Origin of the sequence: Streptococcus sp. 2106, from assembly GCF_013277315.1 — a bacterium.
GTDB lineage: Bacteria > Bacillota > Bacilli > Lactobacillales > Streptococcaceae > Streptococcus > Streptococcus pseudopneumoniae.
Genome location: NZ_VMMS01000007.1, coordinates 25,952 through 42,080, shown reverse-complemented (window position 1 = coordinate 42,080; position 16,129 = coordinate 25,952). Strand labels below are relative to the sequence as shown.

General features: G+C 41.6%; 21 protein-coding genes and 1 pseudogene. All 22 read left to right on the top strand.

The window, feature by feature from the left end:
• The first annotated feature begins 13 nt into the window (after positions 1–13).
• Positions 14–319 (top strand): DUF1292 domain-containing protein, encoded by a 306-nt coding sequence (locus HT723_RS00970; RefSeq protein ID WP_000017620.1) that lies wholly within the window; start codon positions 14–16, stop codon positions 317–319.
• 256 nt (positions 320–575) lie between these two features.
• Positions 576–1,826 (top strand): folylpolyglutamate synthase/dihydrofolate synthase family protein, encoded by a 1,251-nt coding sequence (locus HT723_RS00965; protein ID WP_172934451.1) that lies wholly within the window; start codon positions 576–578, stop codon positions 1,824–1,826.
• 83 nt (positions 1,827–1,909) lie between these two features.
• Positions 1,910–2,374: pseudogene (locus HT723_RS00960) on the top strand (SP_0198 family lipoprotein).
• 107 nt (positions 2,375–2,481) lie between these two features.
• A complete protein-coding gene (gene cls, locus HT723_RS00955; RefSeq protein ID WP_166736637.1) occupies positions 2,482–4,014 on the top strand; it encodes a cardiolipin synthase in 1,533 nt (510 codons plus the stop codon).
• Positions 4,015–4,268: 254 nt separating this feature from the next.
• Entirely contained in the window at positions 4,269–5,807 is a 1,539-nt protein-coding gene (locus HT723_RS00950; RefSeq protein WP_172934450.1) for a damage-inducible protein CinA, read from the top strand.
• A 119-nt stretch (positions 5,808–5,926) separates the two neighbouring features.
• Positions 5,927–8,134, top strand: a complete 2,208-nt coding sequence (nrdD, locus tag HT723_RS00945) for an anaerobic ribonucleoside-triphosphate reductase (RefSeq protein ID WP_172934449.1) — start codon at positions 5,927–5,929, stop codon at positions 8,132–8,134.
• 11 nt (positions 8,135–8,145) lie between these two features.
• The gene (locus tag HT723_RS00940; protein ID WP_172934448.1) at positions 8,146–8,286 is read left to right on the top strand and encodes a hypothetical protein; all 141 of its coding nucleotides are present in this window, start codon (positions 8,146–8,148) and stop codon (positions 8,284–8,286) included.
• Between the two features lie 43 nt (positions 8,287–8,329).
• Positions 8,330–8,836: a GNAT family N-acetyltransferase gene (locus HT723_RS00935; RefSeq protein WP_000423413.1), complete on the top strand. Its 507-nt coding sequence runs from the start codon at positions 8,330–8,332 to the stop codon at positions 8,834–8,836.
• Positions 8,829–9,419, top strand: coding sequence for an anaerobic ribonucleoside-triphosphate reductase activating protein (gene nrdG, locus HT723_RS00930; RefSeq protein WP_001064217.1), 591 nt, complete (start codon positions 8,829–8,831; stop codon positions 9,417–9,419). The genes HT723_RS00935 and nrdG overlap by 8 nt, the downstream gene beginning before the upstream one ends.
• Entirely contained in the window at positions 9,416–10,033 is a 618-nt protein-coding gene (locus HT723_RS00925) for a phosphoribulokinase (protein ID WP_000725989.1), read from the top strand. Before nrdG ends, HT723_RS00925 begins: the two co-directional genes overlap by 4 nt.
• A 253-nt stretch (positions 10,034–10,286) precedes the next feature.
• A complete protein-coding gene (rpsJ, locus tag HT723_RS00920) occupies positions 10,287–10,595 on the top strand; it encodes a 30S ribosomal protein S10 (RefSeq protein WP_001284513.1) in 309 nt (102 codons plus the stop codon).
• A gap of 216 nt (positions 10,596–10,811) precedes the next feature.
• Positions 10,812–11,438: a 50S ribosomal protein L3 gene (rplC, locus tag HT723_RS00915; protein ID WP_000160201.1), complete on the top strand. Its 627-nt coding sequence runs from the start codon at positions 10,812–10,814 to the stop codon at positions 11,436–11,438.
• Positions 11,439–11,462: 24 nt separating this feature from the next.
• Positions 11,463–12,086, top strand: a complete 624-nt coding sequence (gene rplD / locus HT723_RS00910) for a 50S ribosomal protein L4 (protein WP_000024543.1) — start codon at positions 11,463–11,465, stop codon at positions 12,084–12,086.
• Positions 12,086–12,382, top strand: coding sequence for a 50S ribosomal protein L23 (locus HT723_RS00905; RefSeq protein WP_001055347.1), 297 nt, complete (start codon positions 12,086–12,088; stop codon positions 12,380–12,382). The genes rplD and HT723_RS00905 overlap by 1 nt, the downstream gene beginning before the upstream one ends.
• A gap of 17 nt (positions 12,383–12,399) precedes the next feature.
• Positions 12,400–13,233 carry a 50S ribosomal protein L2 gene (gene rplB / locus HT723_RS00900; RefSeq protein ID WP_000512910.1) on the top strand — a complete coding sequence of 278 codons (834 nt, stop codon included), beginning with the start codon at positions 12,400–12,402 and terminating at the stop codon, positions 13,231–13,233.
• Positions 13,234–13,336: 103 nt separating this feature from the next.
• Positions 13,337–13,618, top strand: coding sequence for a 30S ribosomal protein S19 (gene rpsS, locus HT723_RS00895; protein ID WP_000533766.1), 282 nt, complete (start codon positions 13,337–13,339; stop codon positions 13,616–13,618).
• 11 nt (positions 13,619–13,629) lie between these two features.
• Positions 13,630–13,974: a 50S ribosomal protein L22 gene (gene rplV, locus HT723_RS00890; protein WP_000818137.1), complete on the top strand. Its 345-nt coding sequence runs from the start codon at positions 13,630–13,632 to the stop codon at positions 13,972–13,974.
• Between the two features lie 12 nt (positions 13,975–13,986).
• Entirely contained in the window at positions 13,987–14,640 is a 654-nt protein-coding gene (rpsC, locus tag HT723_RS00885) for a 30S ribosomal protein S3 (RefSeq protein WP_000529936.1), read from the top strand.
• A gap of 3 nt (positions 14,641–14,643) precedes the next feature.
• The gene (gene rplP, locus HT723_RS00880; RefSeq protein WP_000960946.1) at positions 14,644–15,057 is read left to right on the top strand and encodes a 50S ribosomal protein L16; all 414 of its coding nucleotides are present in this window, start codon (positions 14,644–14,646) and stop codon (positions 15,055–15,057) included.
• A gap of 9 nt (positions 15,058–15,066) precedes the next feature.
• A complete protein-coding gene (rpmC, locus tag HT723_RS00875; protein WP_000772918.1) occupies positions 15,067–15,273 on the top strand; it encodes a 50S ribosomal protein L29 in 207 nt (68 codons plus the stop codon).
• 24 nt (positions 15,274–15,297) lie between these two features.
• Positions 15,298–15,558 (top strand): 30S ribosomal protein S17, encoded by a 261-nt coding sequence (gene rpsQ, locus HT723_RS00870; protein ID WP_000440801.1) that lies wholly within the window; start codon positions 15,298–15,300, stop codon positions 15,556–15,558.
• A 25-nt stretch (positions 15,559–15,583) separates the two neighbouring features.
• Positions 15,584–15,952 carry a 50S ribosomal protein L14 gene (rplN, locus tag HT723_RS00865; protein ID WP_000616545.1) on the top strand — a complete coding sequence of 123 codons (369 nt, stop codon included), beginning with the start codon at positions 15,584–15,586 and terminating at the stop codon, positions 15,950–15,952.
• Positions 15,953–16,129 lie beyond the last annotated feature (177 nt).

The following is a 16,129-nucleotide window of genomic DNA, read 5'->3' as shown; positions in this document are numbered from 1 at the left end:
TAAAGGAGAGGATATGTCACACGATCATAACCACGACCACGAAGAACGTGAACTAATCACACTAGTAGATGAGCAAGGAAATGAAACCTTGTTTGAAATCCTTTTGACAATTGATGGAAAAGAAGAATTTGGTAAAAACTATGTTCTTCTAGTACCAGTTAACGCAGAAGAAGACGAAGACGGACAAGTTGAAATCCAAGCTTACTCATTCATCGAAAACGAAGATGGAACAGAAGGCGAATTGCAACCAATCCCAGAAGACTCAGAAGACGAATGGAACATGATTGAAGAAGTCTTCAATAGTTTTATGGAGGAGTAAAAATGTTCAGTGAACATTTTTACCCTTATGCTAAAAATAAAGACCATAAGTAAGTCTGGGAGACTGTATCAGCCCAACTCCCAGAAATGGGGAAGAGTTGGAACGTCCTGTGGACGTTTTTAGCCCAAGTTAATATTCATAGTTGTTAGTGATTAGCTAACCAGGTGAGAGGTCGGGACGAAAATCCTGACCTCATTTTTTGTTATCTACGGAATTTTGCTAGATAATTGATTAGACTTTTGTCAAGGAGATGTGTATGTTTGAAGTAGGAGAATGGCTTTATAGTCGGATTGGTTTGAATTTTCGATCAGGTTTAGGCCGAATACAGCAAGCGGTGGATTTGTTAGGGAATCCAGAGAAGTCTTATCCTATTATCCATGTAACAGGGACTAATGGGAAAGGATCTACCATTGCTTTTATGAGGGAGTTATTTATGGGGCATGGCAAAAAAGTCGCGACCTTTACCTCCCCTCATATCGTCTCTATCAATGATCGAATCTGCATTAATGGGCAACCTATAGCAGACACAGACTTCATCCGTTTGGCTGAGCAGGTCAAGGAGATGGAAAAAACGCTTCTGCAAACCCATGACCAGTTGTCCTTTTTTGAATTGCTGACCTTGATTGCTTTCCTCTACTTTAGGGAGCAAGAGGTGGATTGGGTTTTACTAGAAGTGGGAATTGGTGGCTTACTTGACACGACCAATGTGGTAACTGGAGAGCTTGCTGTCATTACCTCCATCGGGCTCGATCATCAGGAGACTCTGGGTGATAGTCTGGAAGCAATCGCAGAGCAGAAAGCTGGTATTTTCAAGGCTGGTAAGAAGGCAGTGATTGCAAAATTGCCTTCAGAAGCTAGGCTTGTCTGTCAGAAAAAAGCCGAATCTTTAACTGTTAACCTTTATCAGGCAGGTCAAGATTTTTTAATGCTGAATGGTGATTTTTCAAGCTCTTTACTAAATCTTTCACAGCTGGACATAGGCTTAGAAGGAGTCTATCAGCAGGAGAATGCAGCCTTGGCGTTGCAAACTTTTCTTCTTTTTATGGGAGAAGGAAAGGAAGCTGTTGATGAACAGGCTGTAAGAAAGGCCTTGGAACAGACCCATTGGGCTGGTCGCTTGGAGCGTATTCGCCCACAGATTTATTTGGATGGTGCTCATAACCTCCCTGCCTTGACTCGCTTGGTTGAGTTTATCAAAGAAAAAGAGCAGGAAGGCTATCGACCTCAAATCCTCTTTGGATCCTTGAAACGTAAGGATTATCAAGGGATGTTGGGTTATCTGACTGAAAATTTACCTCAAGTGGAACTCAAGATGACTGGCTTTGACTATCAAGGGTCTTTGGACGAGACAGATGTAACAGGTTACCATGTAATTCCCTCTTACCGAGAATTTATCAGCAGTTTCGAAGAAAGGGCAGACGCTCAAGACTTGCTGTTCGTTACAGGGTCTCTCTATTTTATCTCAGAAGTACGGGGCTACCTGCTGGACCGTGAGCAGATAAATTGACCTCCTTTTTTGAACTTGTTATACTAGGGGAATTGCTGGTTAGAGAAAATTTCTCTAAATTGGTAGCAGAAAGGAAATCCATCATGAAATTAACAAGATTCACACTTTCTCTTGCTTCTCTAGCAAGTCTTAGTCTCTTAGTAGCTTGTTCACAAAGAGCTCAACAGATTCAACAACCAGCAGCTCAAGCGCAAACACAACAAACTCAGCAATCACAACCTACTGCTTCATCGTCTACAGAAAATACAAACCAGGTAGCAATAAGTTCTTCATAAAATGCACCTGAGGCTCAACCGACTGATATTGATGGGACTTATACAGGCCAAGATGACGGAGACCGTATCACTTTAGTGGTAACTGGAACGACTGGTACATGGACTGAGCTCGAATCTGACGGGGATCAGAAAGTCAAACAGGTCACATTTGATGCAGCAAATCAACGCATGATTATTGGCGATGATGTCAAAATTTACACTGTAAACGGTAATCAAATCGTCGTAGACGATATGGATAGAGACCCATCGGACCAAATCGTTTTAACTAAATAAGACTATGCAAGTAGAAAATAATCATAAATACTTGCCTTCTGTCGAATACCTGAGTTATACTAGTATCAATTACTTGTTTTTAGCATTCAAAATATCAAGGAGGAGATATGAAATATAGAAAATTTCAATTATTGATGTCCAAGTATGGCTTTAGTCTTTCGATTATGCTACTTGAACTTTGTCTGGCTTTTGGTCTCTTTCTTTATTTAGGACGCATGGCTCCCATTTTATGGATTACTGTTCTCATTCTACTGAGTATCATCACAATTATTTCGATAGTCAACCGTAATACGACTCCTGAGAATAAGGTAACCTGGTTATTAGTAGCCTTTGTGCCAGTATTTGGCCCCTTGCTCTATCTGATGTTTGGTGAGAGGAGATTGTCCAAAAAAGAAATCAAACAACTGAAGAAGCTAGACTCCATGCATTTCCAAGAAGCAAATAGCCAGCTACTAAAAGAGGAATTAAAAGAAAGTGACAAGGCGGCATATGGCGTCATCAAGTCCTTATTGAGTATGGATACCAATGCCGATGTCTATGATCAAACTGCCTCTACATTTTTTCCTAACGGAGAAGCTATGTGGAAAAAGATGGTAGAAGATCTTAAAAAGGCTGAAAAATTTATTTTCTTGGAATATTACATTATAGAAGAAGGTTTGATGTGGAATCGCATACTAGATATACTAGAGCAAAAGGTCGCTCAAGGAGTTGAGGTTAAACTGCTCTATGATGATATCGGCTGTATGGCTACTTTAACAGGAGATTATGCACATCGACTTCGTCAGCTGGGCATCGAGGCCCATAAATTCAATAAAGTTATTCCTCGTTTGACAGTGGCCTATAATAACAGAGATCATAGAAAAATATTGATTGTTGATGGTCAGATAGCTTATACAGGAGGCATTAACTTAGCCGATGAGTACATTAACCATGTCGAGAGATTTGGTTATTGGAAGGATAGTGGAATTCGCTTAGACGGACTAGCAGTAAAAGCCCTGACACGCTTGTTTTTAACCACTTGGTACATCAATCGAGGAGAGATTAGTGATTTTGATCAATATCATTTAGAAAATCATTCTATCCCAAGTGACGGTTTAACCATTCCATACGGAAGTGGACCCAAGCCAATTTTTCGAACGCAGGTAGGGAAAAAGGTTTATCAGAGTTTGATCAATCAAGCAACTGAATCGGTTTATATTACTACACCTTATTTGATCATAGATTATGATTTAACGGAGACAATCAAAAATGCTGCTATGAGAGGGGTCGATGTTCGGATTGTCACCCCTTACATACCAGATAAGAAGTTCATTCAGTTAGTCACAAGAGGGGCTTATCCAGACCTTCTTTCTGCTGGAGTTCGGATTTATGAGTATAGTCCAGGTTTTATTCATAGTAAGCAGATGTTGGTAGACGAAGATTTTGCGGTGGTGGGGACAATCAATCTCGACTACCGAAGCTTGGTGCACCATTATGAAAATGCAGTCTTACTCTATAAAACTCCTTCTATAATGGAAATAGCCCGAGATTTTCAAAATATATTTGCAGATTCTCAGGAAGTCTATCCTCATTCTATCAAAACGAGCTGGTATCAAAAGCTTGTAAAAGAAATCGCCCAGTTATTCGCCCCAATCTTATAAGAAATCTAGGACTTAGGAAATGACCGAGTCCTCTTTTTCTTGCTTTTTACGAATAAGAAGATGTAGGAGGAACGATGCTGACTCAGAAAGAAATAAACTATATCCTGACATTCAAACAGACACATTTACACCGCTTTCGGGAAATTGAAACCTTTGTGAAACTATGCAAAAAATCACTCAAACAGCCATCGCAAGCTGACAATCCTAGGACTTTTTGATATACTAAGACAGATAAATTGAATAGGAGAAACGATATGAGTGTGTATGGTAGAGTAAAAGAAGTTCATAAGGAGAATCGTGAACCTCTAGAATACCAAATCGAACAAGAATCGCATCATCGTGAATCAAGTCGTCTTCCTTTGGTGAAAATTTTACTATGGAGTACGCTTGTAACGGGGATAACTCTAGGAGTACCGCTATTACTTGATTTAATGAGTGCACAAGAAGTGCAGGATTTTTATGCAGGTTGGGCGCTTCATCAGACAGGGAAGATTTACAGCGACTATTATGGAAGTCAAGGTTTACTTTATTATTTGCTGACTTACGTGACTCAGGGCGGATTTTTCTTTGCCATCTTTGAGTGGTTAGCCTTGGTAGCAGGAGGATTTTTCCTTTTTAGATCAGCGGACACCTTGACAGAGCAAGGAGACCAAGCTGGACATCTGGTGACTATTTTTTACATGCTAGTTACAGGTCTTGCTTTTGGTGGAGGCTATGCGACTCTTTTAGCGCTTCCTTTCTTATTCGCAGCCTTTAGTTTAGTTGCGGCTTACCTAAGCAATCCAAGTCATGATAAGGGATTTGTACGGATTGGGCTAGCTTTGGCAGGCGGATTTTTCTTTGCTCCCTTATCATCGCTCCTGTTTATTGCTGTAGTGAGTTTAGGCTTGTTGGTCTTTAACCTTGGGCATAGACGCTTTGTGCATGGGTTTTATCAGTTTCTTGCAGTGGCTTTAGGTTTTTCACTTGTCTTTTATCCAACTGCCTACTATAGTGTTGCAACAGGAAGTTTTGGGGATGCCATTAGTGGTATTCGCTATCCCATTGACAGTATTCGCTTTGATTTCACTTCTAAAATTTTAGAGAATATGGCTTTTTATGGCTTGTTGTCCCTTGGTTTGGGATTTGTGGTTTGTATCTTTTTAGGTCTCTTTCAATCCAAACCCTCTAAACTATACGTCATTTCGGTTCCTGCAAGTCTTGTGACAATTTTAGGTTTGATTTTACTTTTCTTTTCACAAGAGCCTCTGCACGCTTCTTATTTGATGGTCGTCTTTCCTGTTTTTCTACTTTTATTGGTAACCAATATTAAGAGTCAACAGAGGGGGCGTAGTGTTAGACGAAGACGAAGAGAAACGCCAGTTAGTCTATGGAGTCGTTTCTTCAAAGGAAATCTATATCTGCCAGTTTTAGGGCTTGTCTATCTTTTGTCTATTCCTTTTTTGATGAAGTTAGTCCTTTATCCGGTACCTTATCAAGAACGTAATCGTCTTGCTGATTTGGTAAAAGAGGAGACAAATACGGAAGATGCTATCTATGCATGGGATGATACTGCGACTCTTTATCGTAAGAGTGAGCGCTTGTCGCCATCGGCGATTTTGTCTCCCGTGCACTATACAGCAACTGAGGAAAACCGGAATAAGCTACTCAATGACTTGAAAGAGAAACAACCCAAGGTGATTGTGGTGAATGACAAGGTGCCAGTCTGGTCTGAAGTAGAAACAATCTTGAAAGAAAATTACCAACAAGTAAAGACGGATTACTCAGAGTTTAAAGTCTATAAAATCAAATAACCAAATCAATATCTTGTGTATTTTTAAAAATTTTATGATTTTTACCACAAGATATTGATTTTTCTTTTTAGAGTGGTATAATACTTTTTAGAAAGAACATTTTAGAAAAGAGCATGCATATGATTGCACTAGAAGAAAAAATTACAATTTTGCCAACTCTCTTCGTCGAGAAACGAGATGGGAGACGTGTTGTATTTGATGTGGACAAGATTGACAAGGCTCTCCACAAGGCGGCAGACAAGGTTATGGATGTGACACCCTTGGTCGAAAAACGCCTCAATGCTCTGACCGAGCGAATTGTCACAGAAATTCATAGTCGCTTTCCAAAGGGAGTGAAGATTTATGAAATTCAAAATATCGTAGAACATGAACTCCTTGAAGCCAAAGAATATGCGCTGGCTGAGGAGTATATTACTTATCGGACGCAGAGGGATTTTGAGCGATCAAAAGCTACAGATATCAACTTTAGTATTCATAAGCTTCTTAATAAAGATCAGGCAGTTGTCAATGAAAATGCCAATAAAGACAGCGATGTCTTTAATACCCAGCGTGATTTGACAGCAGGCATTGTTGGGAAATCAATCGGACTGCAAATGCTTCCCAAGCACGTAGGCAATGCCCACCAAAAGGGGGATATTCACTATCACGATTTGGACTACAGTCCCTATACCCCTATGACCAACTGCTGTTTGATTGATTTCAAGGGGATGTTGGAAAATGGTTTTAAGATTGGAAATGCAGAGGTAGAAAGTCCCAAGTCTATCCAGACTGCGACAGCACAGATTTCTCAAATCATCGCCAACGTTGCTTCTAGCCAGTACGGTGGCTGTTCAGCTGACCGTATCGATGAAATCCTGGCGCCTTATGCAGAGAAGAACTATCAAAAACATCTCAAAGATGCAGAAGAGTGGGTCTTGCCTGAAAAACGGGAAGATTACGCTTGGAAGAAAACGCAAAAGGACATCTACGATGCCATGCAATCTCTTGAGTATGAAATCAACACCCTCTTCACTTCAAATGGACAAACACCTTTTACTTCGCTCGGTTTTGGTCTAGGAACCAATCGTTTTGAGCGGGAAATTCAAAAAGCTATCTTGAACATCCGAATCAAGGGACTTGGTTCAGAACACCGCACAGCTATCTTCCCTAAACTTATCTTCACGCTTAAAAGAGGACTCAACTTAGAAGAAGGGACTCCCAACTACGACATTAAGCAGTTGGCTCTTGAGTGTGCAACCAAGCGGATGTACCCAGATGTCTTGTCTTACGATAAGATTATCGAGTTGACAGGTTCTTTCAAGGTTCCTATGGGTTGCCGCTCCTTCCTTCAAGGATGGAAGGATGAAAATGGTGTAGAAGTCAATTCAGGTCGCATGAACCTTGGTGTTGTGACAGTTAACCTACCTCGTATTGCTCTTGAGTCTGAGGGCGACATGAATAAGTTCTGGGAAATCTTCAACGAGCGAATGAATATCGCAGAAGATGCTCTTGTTTACCGTGTCGAACGCACTAAAGAGGCGACACCAGCGAATGCTCCTATCCTTTATCAGTACGGTGCTTTTGGCCATCGTCTAGGTAAAGAAGAAAGTGTTGACCAGCTCTTTAAGAATCGTCGTGCGACCGTTTCGCTGGGCTATATCGGCTTGTATGAAGTAGCGACAGTTTTCTTTGGTAACAGCTGGGAAAGTAATCCAGATGCTAAGGAATTCACGCTAGACATCATTCACGATATGAAACGCCGTGTAGAAGAGTGGTCAGACCAATATGGCTACCATTTCTCTATCTACTCAACACCATCCGAAAGTCTGACAGACCGTTTCTGCCGACTAGATATAGACAAGTTTGGCTCTATTCCTGATATCACAGACAAGGAATACTACACCAACTCTTTCCACTACGATGTTCGTAAAAATCCAACACCGTTTGAAAAATTGGACTTTGAGAAAGTCTATCCAGAAGCAGGTGCGTCAGGTGGTTTCATCCATTATTGTGAGTATCCAGTCCTTCAGCAAAATCCAAAGGCCTTGGAAGCTGTCTGGGATTATGCTTATGACCGTGTAGGCTATCTAGGCACCAATACTCCGATTGACCGTTGCTACAAGTGTGACTTTGAAGGGGATTTTGAACCAACTGAGAGAGGGTTTGCTTGTCCAAACTGTGGCAATAGCGACCCTAAAACAGTAGATGTGGTGAAGCGAACTTGTGGCTACCTAGGTAATCCTCAAGCAAGACCGATGGTCAACGGGCGTCACAAGGAAATCGCTGCGCGTGTCAAACATATGAATGGTTCAACGATTAAAATAGCTGGGCATCAAGTAACAAATTAGAAAGAAATGAAATGGGAAAATATCAACTAGACGATAAGGGGCGCGCACAAGTGACCCGTTATCACGAGAAACACTCTAAAGATGGAGCTGGTAAGAAAGAACGCTTGCTTAGCTTCAGAGAACAATTTTTAAACAAGAACAAGAAAAAATAAAAGTGAGAGCCAGCTCTCGCTTTTCTCATAGTGGGAGGTAAGGATGGAATTACGCAGACCAAGATTAGCGGATAAGAAAGCTGTTTTAGATATGATGACAGAGTTTGAAAAATTTCAGTCGCCTCACGACGGCGGTTTCTGGGATACAGAGAACTTTGTGTATGAAGACTGGTTAGAAAGCAATCAGGAACAGGAAATGGGGATTAATCTGCCTGAAGGATGGGTTCCTGCAATTCAGTTAGTGGCTTTTTCTGAGAAAGGTCAAGCAGTTGGATTTCTTAATCTCCGGTTGCGCCTCAGTAACTTTCTACTAGAAGAAGGTGGCCACATTGGCTACTCCATTCGTCCATCTGAAAGAGGCAAGGGTTATGCAAAAGAGACTCTCCGTCAGGGCTTGCAAGTTGCTAAGGAAAAGAACATCAAGAAAGCTCTGGTGACCTGTAGCGTGAATAATCCTGCTAGCAGAGCAGTCATTCTAGCAAATGGTGGAATATTTGAGGATGCTCACAATGGAGTCGAGCGTTATTGGATAGAGGTAGCGAATGAATAATCCAAAACCACAAGAATGGAAAAGCGAGGAACTTAGTCAAGGTCGTATCATTGACTACAAGGCCTTTAACTTTGTTGATGGCGAAGGCGTGCGTAACTCTCTCTATGTATCAGGCTGTATGTTTCACTGCGAGGGATGTTATAATGTTGCGACTTGGTCTTTTAATGCTGGCATTCCCTATACAGCAGAATTAGAAGAGCAGATTATGGCAGACCTTGCCCAACCCTATGTTCAAGGCTTGACTTTGCTGGGAGGGGAGCCTTTTCTTAATACTGGCATTCTCTTGCCTCTAGTTAAACGCATCCGAAAGGAATTGCCAGACAAGGACATTTGGTCCTGGACCGGCTACACTTGGGAAGAAATGATGTTGGAAACTCCAGATAAACTGGAACTCTTGTCACTGATTGACATTCTTGTCGATGGAAGATATGATCGAACTAAGAGAAATCTTATGCTCCAGTTTCGAGGTTCGTCTAACCAACGAATTATCGATGTGCAAAAATCGCTCAAAAGTGGGCAAGTAGTGATTTGGGACAAGCTCAATGACGGAAAAGAAAGCTATGAACAGGTGAAGAGAGAATGAAGAAAAAGGACTTAGTAGACCAACTAGTCTCAGAGATCGAGACGGGGAAAGTCAGGACACTGGGAATATACGGTCATGGAGCTTCAGGTAAATCAACCTTTGCACAGGAATTGTACCAAGCTTTAGATTCTACTACAGTAAATTTGCTAGAGACAGATCCTTATATCACCTCAGGACGCCATCTGGTAGTACCCAAGGACGCGCCGAATCAAAAGGTGACAGCCAGTCTGCCAGTGGCGCATGAACTGGAGAGTTTGCAGAGAGATATCCTTGCCTTGCAGGCGGGTATGGATGTCTTGACAATTGAAGAACCTTGGAAGGCTAGTGAGGTCTTGTCTGGAGTCAAACCAATTTTGATTGTCGAAGGGATGTCTGTTGGCTTTCTACCCAAGGAACTCTTTGAAAAAACCATCTGTTTCTACACGGATGAGGAGACCGAATTAAAGCGACGCCTTGCTAGAGATACGACTGTGAGAAATCGTGATGCATCCTTTATATTGGCTAGCCATCAGATGAGACGGGAGCAGTATCTGCGATACTATAAAGAAACTGAGTCAAGGGCGGACATTCTAGTGGACCAATCAGAAGGTAAATTTGATGTCAAGAGGACTTAACTTATATGGAAGAAAATCCCTAATTTTAAAAAGAAAAAATAGGAAAACAGTTTCATCGTAAAAAAACGAAAAAACAGCAACAAATCCCTTGCAATCGCAGGGGCTTTGTGTTATTCTATTATGGTGCTGTAAATTACAGCTTTAGCTTTGATGCAAGAGGTTGCGACACGCTCGGTTGCATTGCCACGCAACACCGCGTCGGTTTTCTTGTGGAGCTAGCCTATTATCTTAAATAGACGAAAAGGAGAAAAAGATGGCAAACAAAAAAATCCGTATCCGTTTGAAAGCTTACGAACACCGTACGCTTGATACAGCGGCTGCAAAAATCGTAGAATCAGCTACTCGTACAGGTGCACAAGTTGCGGGTCCAATCCCACTTCCAACTGAACGTAGCCTCTACACAATCATTCGTGCGACTCACAAATATAAAGACTCTCGCGAACAATTTGAAATGCGTACACACAAACGTTTGATCGATATCGTTAACCCAACTCAAAAAACAGTTGATGCTTTGATGAAATTGGATCTTCCAAGTGGTGTAAACGTAGAAATCAAACTTTAATCTAAAATATAAAAGAGCAGAGGCTGGTGTTTCAATCTAATTGAACACGGGCTAAACTCGGTGTGAAAAAGATAAACTTCCTAGTGTCTGCTAGACACTGCGTCAGTTTCCTATTTTCACTTTGAGTTTGACGCCCTTTGTATCTTAGACCTGAGCATAAAAAACGCTCGTTAAAAACTTTTTGAATAAAAAATATAGAAAAGGAACTATTTTCTCATGACAAAAGGAATCTTAGGGAAAAAAGTGGGAATGACTCAAATCTTCACTGAAGCTGGCGAATTGATCCCTGTAACAGTTATTGAAGCAACTCCAAACGTTGTTCTTCAAGTTAAAACTGTTGAAACAGACGGATACAACGCTATCCAAGTTGGTTTTGGTGACAAACGCGAAGTATTGAGCAACAAACCTGCTAAAGGACATGTAGCGAAAGCTAACACGGCTCCTAAGCGCTTCATTCGTGAATTCAAAAACGTTGAAGGCTTGGAAGTTGGTGCTGAAATCACAGTTGAAACATTCGCAGCTGGAGACGTTGTTGACGTAACGGGTACTTCTAAAGGTAAAGGTTTCCAAGGTGTTATCAAACGCCACGGACAATCACGTGGACCAATGGCTCACGGTTCTCGTTACCACCGTCGTCCAGGTTCTATGGGACCTGTTGCACCTAACCGCGTATTCAAAGGTAAAAACCTTGCAGGGCGTATGGGTGGCGACCGCGTAACAATTCAAAACCTTGAAGTTGTACAAGTTGTTCCAGAAAAGAACGTTATCCTTATCAAAGGTAACGTACCAGGTGCTAAGAAATCTCTTATCACTATCAAATCAGCAGTTAAAGCTGGTAAATAATAAAGAAAGGGGAAATCAGTCACAATGGCAAACGTAACATTATTTGACCAAACTGGTAAAGAAGCTGGCCAAGTTGTTCTTAGCGATGCAGTATTTGGTATCGAACCAAATGAATCAGTTGTGTTTGATGTAATCATCAGCCAACGCGCAAGCCTTCGTCAAGGAACACACGCTGTTAAAAACCGCTCTGCAGTATCAGGTGGTGGACGCAAACCATGGCGTCAAAAAGGAACTGGACGTGCTCGTCAAGGTTCTATCCGCTCACCACAATGGCGTGGTGGTGGTGTTGTCTTCGGACCAACTCCACGTTCATACGGCTACAAACTTCCACAAAAAGTTCGTCGCCTAGCTCTTAAATCAGTTTACTCTGAAAAAGTTGCTGAAAACAAATTCGTAGCTGTAGACGCTCTTTCATTTACAGCTCCAAAAACTGCTGAATTTGCAAAAGTTCTTGCAGCATTGAGCATCGATTCTAAAGTTCTTGTTATCCTTGAAGAAGGAAATGAATTCGCAGCTCTTTCAGCTCGTAACCTTCCAAACGTGAAAGTTGCAACTGCTACAACTGCAAGTGTTCTTGACATCGCAAATAGCGACAAACTTCTTGTCACACAAGCAGCTATCTCTAAAATCGAGGAGGTTCTTGCATAATGAATTTGTATGATGTTATCAAAAAACCTGTCATCACTGAAAGCTCAATGGCTCAACTTGAAGCAGGGAAATATGTATTTGAAGTTGACACTCGTGCACACAAACTTTTGATCAAGCAAGCTGTTGAAGCTGCTTTCGAAGGTGTTAAAGTTGCCAATGTTAACACAATCAACGTAAAACCAAAAGCTAAACGTGTTGGACGTTACACTGGTTTTACTAACAAAACTAAAAAAGCTATCATCACACTTACAGCTGATTCTAAAGCAATCGAGTTGTTTGCTGCTGAAGCTGAATAATCTAAGGAGGAAATATCGTGGGAATTCGTGTTTATAAACCAACAACAAACGGTCGCCGTAATATGACTTCTTTGGATTTCGCTGAAATCACAACAAGCACTCCTGAAAAATCATTGCTTGTTGCATTGAAGAGCAAGGCTGGTCGTAACAACAACGGTCGTATCACTGTTCGTCACCAAGGTGGTGGACACAAACGTTTCTACCGTTTGGTTGACTTCAAACGTAACAAAGACAACGTTGAAGCGGTTGTTAAAACAATCGAGTACGATCCAAACCGTTCTGCAAACATCGCTCTTGTACACTACACTGACGGTGTGAAAGCATACATCATCGCTCCAAAAGGTCTTGAAGTAGGTCAACGTATCGTTTCAGGTCCAGAAGCAGATATCAAAGTCGGAAACGCTCTTCCACTTGCTAACATCCCAGTTGGTACTTTGATCCACAACATCGAATTGAAACCAGGTCGTGGTGGTGAATTGGTACGTGCTGCTGGAGCATCTGCTCAAGTATTGGGTCAAGAAGGTAAATACGTTCTTGTTCGTCTTCAATCAGGTGAAGTTCGTATGATTCTTGGAACTTGCCGTGCTACAGTTGGTGTTGTCGGAAACGAACAACACGGACTTGTAAACCTTGGTAAAGCAGGACGTAGCCGTTGGAAAGGTATCCGCCCAACAGTTCGTGGTTCTGTAATGAACCCTAACGATCACCCACACGGTGGTGGTGAAGGTAAAGCACCAGTTGGTCGTAAAGCACCATCTACTCCATGGGGCAAACCTGCTCTTGGTCTTAAAACTCGTAACAAGAAAGCGAAATCTGACAAACTTATCGTTCGTCGTCGCAACGAGAAATAATATTAAACTAGTCGCTTAAGCAACTAGTAAATCCGCCAGCTCGGTAGCGCTCCATGTGAGCGCAAGCCGCTGTGGTACAACATTTAAAGGAGAAAATATAAAAATGGGACGCAGTCTTAAAAAAGGACCTTTCGTCGATGAGCATTTGATGAAAAAAGTTGAAGCTCAAGCTAACGACGAAAAGAAAAAAGTTATTAAAACTTGGTCACGTCGTTCAACGATCTTCCCAAGTTTCATTGGTTACACTATCGCAGTTTATGACGGACGTAAACACGTACCTGTTTACATCCAAGAAGACATGGTAGGTCACAAACTTGGTGAATTTGCACCAACTCGTACTTACAAAGGTCACGCTGCAGACGACAAGAAAACACGTAGAAAATAAGGAGAACATAAATGGCAGAAATTACTTCAGCTAAAGCAATGGCTCGTACAGTACGTGTTTCACCTCGTAAATCACGTCTTGTTCTTGATAACATCCGTGGTAAAAGCGTAGCCGATGCAATCGCAATCTTGACATTCACTCCAAACAAAGCTGCTGAAATCATCTTGAAAGTTTTGAACTCAGCTGTAGCTAACGCTGAAAACAACTTTGGTTTGGATAAAGCTAACTTGGTAGTATCTGAAGCATTCGCAAACGAAGGACCAACTATGAAACGTTTCCGTCCACGTGCGAAAGGTTCAGCTTCACCAATCAACAAACGTACAGCTCACATCACTGTAGCTGTTGCAGAAAAATAAGGAGGTAAAATCGTGGGTCAAAAAGTACATCCAATTGGTATGCGTGTCGGCATCATCCGTGATTGGGATGCCAAATGGTATGCTGAAAAAGAATACGCGGATTACCTTCATGAAGATCTTGCAATCCGTAAATTCGTTCAAAAAGAACTTGCTGACGCAGCAGTTTCAACTATTGAAATCGAACGCGCAGTAAACAAAGTTAACGTTTCACTTCACACTGCTAAACCAGGAATGGTTATCGGTAAAGGTGGTGCTAACGTTGATGCACTCCGTGCAAAACTTAACAAATTGACTGGAAAACAAGTACACATCAACATCATCGAAATCAAACAACCTGATTTGGATGCTCACCTTGTAGGTGAAGGAATTGCTCGTCAATTGGAGCAACGTGTTGCTTTCCGTCGTGCACAAAAACAAGCAATCCAACGTGCAATGCGTGCTGGAGCTAAAGGAATCAAAACTCAAGTATCAGGTCGTTTGAACGGTGCAGATATCGCCCGTGCTGAAGGATACTCTGAAGGAACTGTTCCACTTCACACACTTCGTGCAGATATCGATTACGCTTGGGAAGAAGCAGATACTACATACGGTAAACTTGGTGTTAAAGTATGGATCTACCGTGGTGAAGTTCTTCCAGCTCGCAAAAACACTAAAGGAGGTAAATAACCAATGTTAGTACCTAAACGTGTTAAACACCGTCGTGAATTCCGTGGAAAAATGCGCGGTGAAGCAAAAGGTGGAAAAGAAGTAGCATTCGGTGAATACGGTCTTCAAGCTACAACTAGCCACTGGATCACTAACCGCCAAATCGAAGCTGCTCGTATCGCCATGACTCGTTACATGAAACGTGGTGGTAAAGTTTGGATTAAAATCTTCCCACACAAATCATACACTGCTAAAGCTATCGGTGTGCGTATGGGATCTGGTAAAGGGGCACCTGAAGGTTGGGTCGCACCAGTTAAACGTGGTAAAGTGATGTTCGAAATCGCTGGTGTATCTGAAGAGATCGCTCGTGAAGCGCTTCGTCTTGCTAGCCACAAATTGCCAGTTAAATGTAAATTCGTAAAACGTGAAGCAGAATAAGGAGAAGGCATGAAACTTAATGAAGTAAAAGAATTTGTTAAAGAACTTCGTGGTCTTTCTCAAGAAGAACTCGCGAAGCGCGAAAACGAATTGAAAAAAGAATTGTTTGAACTTCGTTTCCAAGCTGCTACTGGTCAATTGGAACAAACAGCTCGCTTGAAAGAAGTTAAAAAACAAATCGCTCGTATCAAAACAGTTCAATCTGAAGCGAAATAATAGACTAGGGAAGGAGAAATTTCAATGGAACGCAATAATCGTAAAGTTCTTGTTGGACGTGTTGTATCTGACAAAATGGACAAGACAATCACAGTTGTAGTTGAAACAAAACGTAACCACCCAGTCTATGGTAAACGTATTAACTACTCTAAAAAATACAAAGCTCATGATGAAAACAATGTTGCCAAAGAAGGCGATATCGTACGTATCATGGAAACTCGCCCGCTTTCAGCTACAAAACGTTTCCGTCTTGTAGAAGTTGTTGAAGAAGCGGTCATCATCTAATCAAACCTGAAAGGAGAAAACTGAAATGATTCAAACAGAAACTCGTTTGAAAGTCGCAGACAACAGCGGTGCTCGCGAAATCTTGACTATCAAAGTTCTTGGTGGTTCAGGACGTAAATTTGCAAACATCGGTGATGTTATCGTGGCATCTGTAAAACAAGCTACTCCTGGTGGTGCGGTTAAAAAAGGTGACGTTGTTAAAGCAGTTATCGTTCGTACTAAATCAGGTGCTCGTCGTGCTGATGGTTCATACATCAAATTTGACGAAAACGCAGCAGTTATCATCCGTGAAGATAAAACTCCTCGCGGAACACGTATCTTTGGCCCAGTTGCACGTGAATTGCGTGAAGGTGGCTTCATGAAGATCGTGTCACTTGCTCCAGAAGTACTTTAATTGGTTGCTCAAAGAAAATTAAAACAAGTCTAGGAAGTAAAACGAAAGCATAACTTAAGTTAGGTGAGTTGAAACTGACGAAGGATTGCTTTGATTTTCGAAGAGCAAAAACAAACAAACTAGTCCCCTAGCTTCAAGCTAGGGTGCCCTTATGGGCGTAAGAAAAATCAAGGAGAA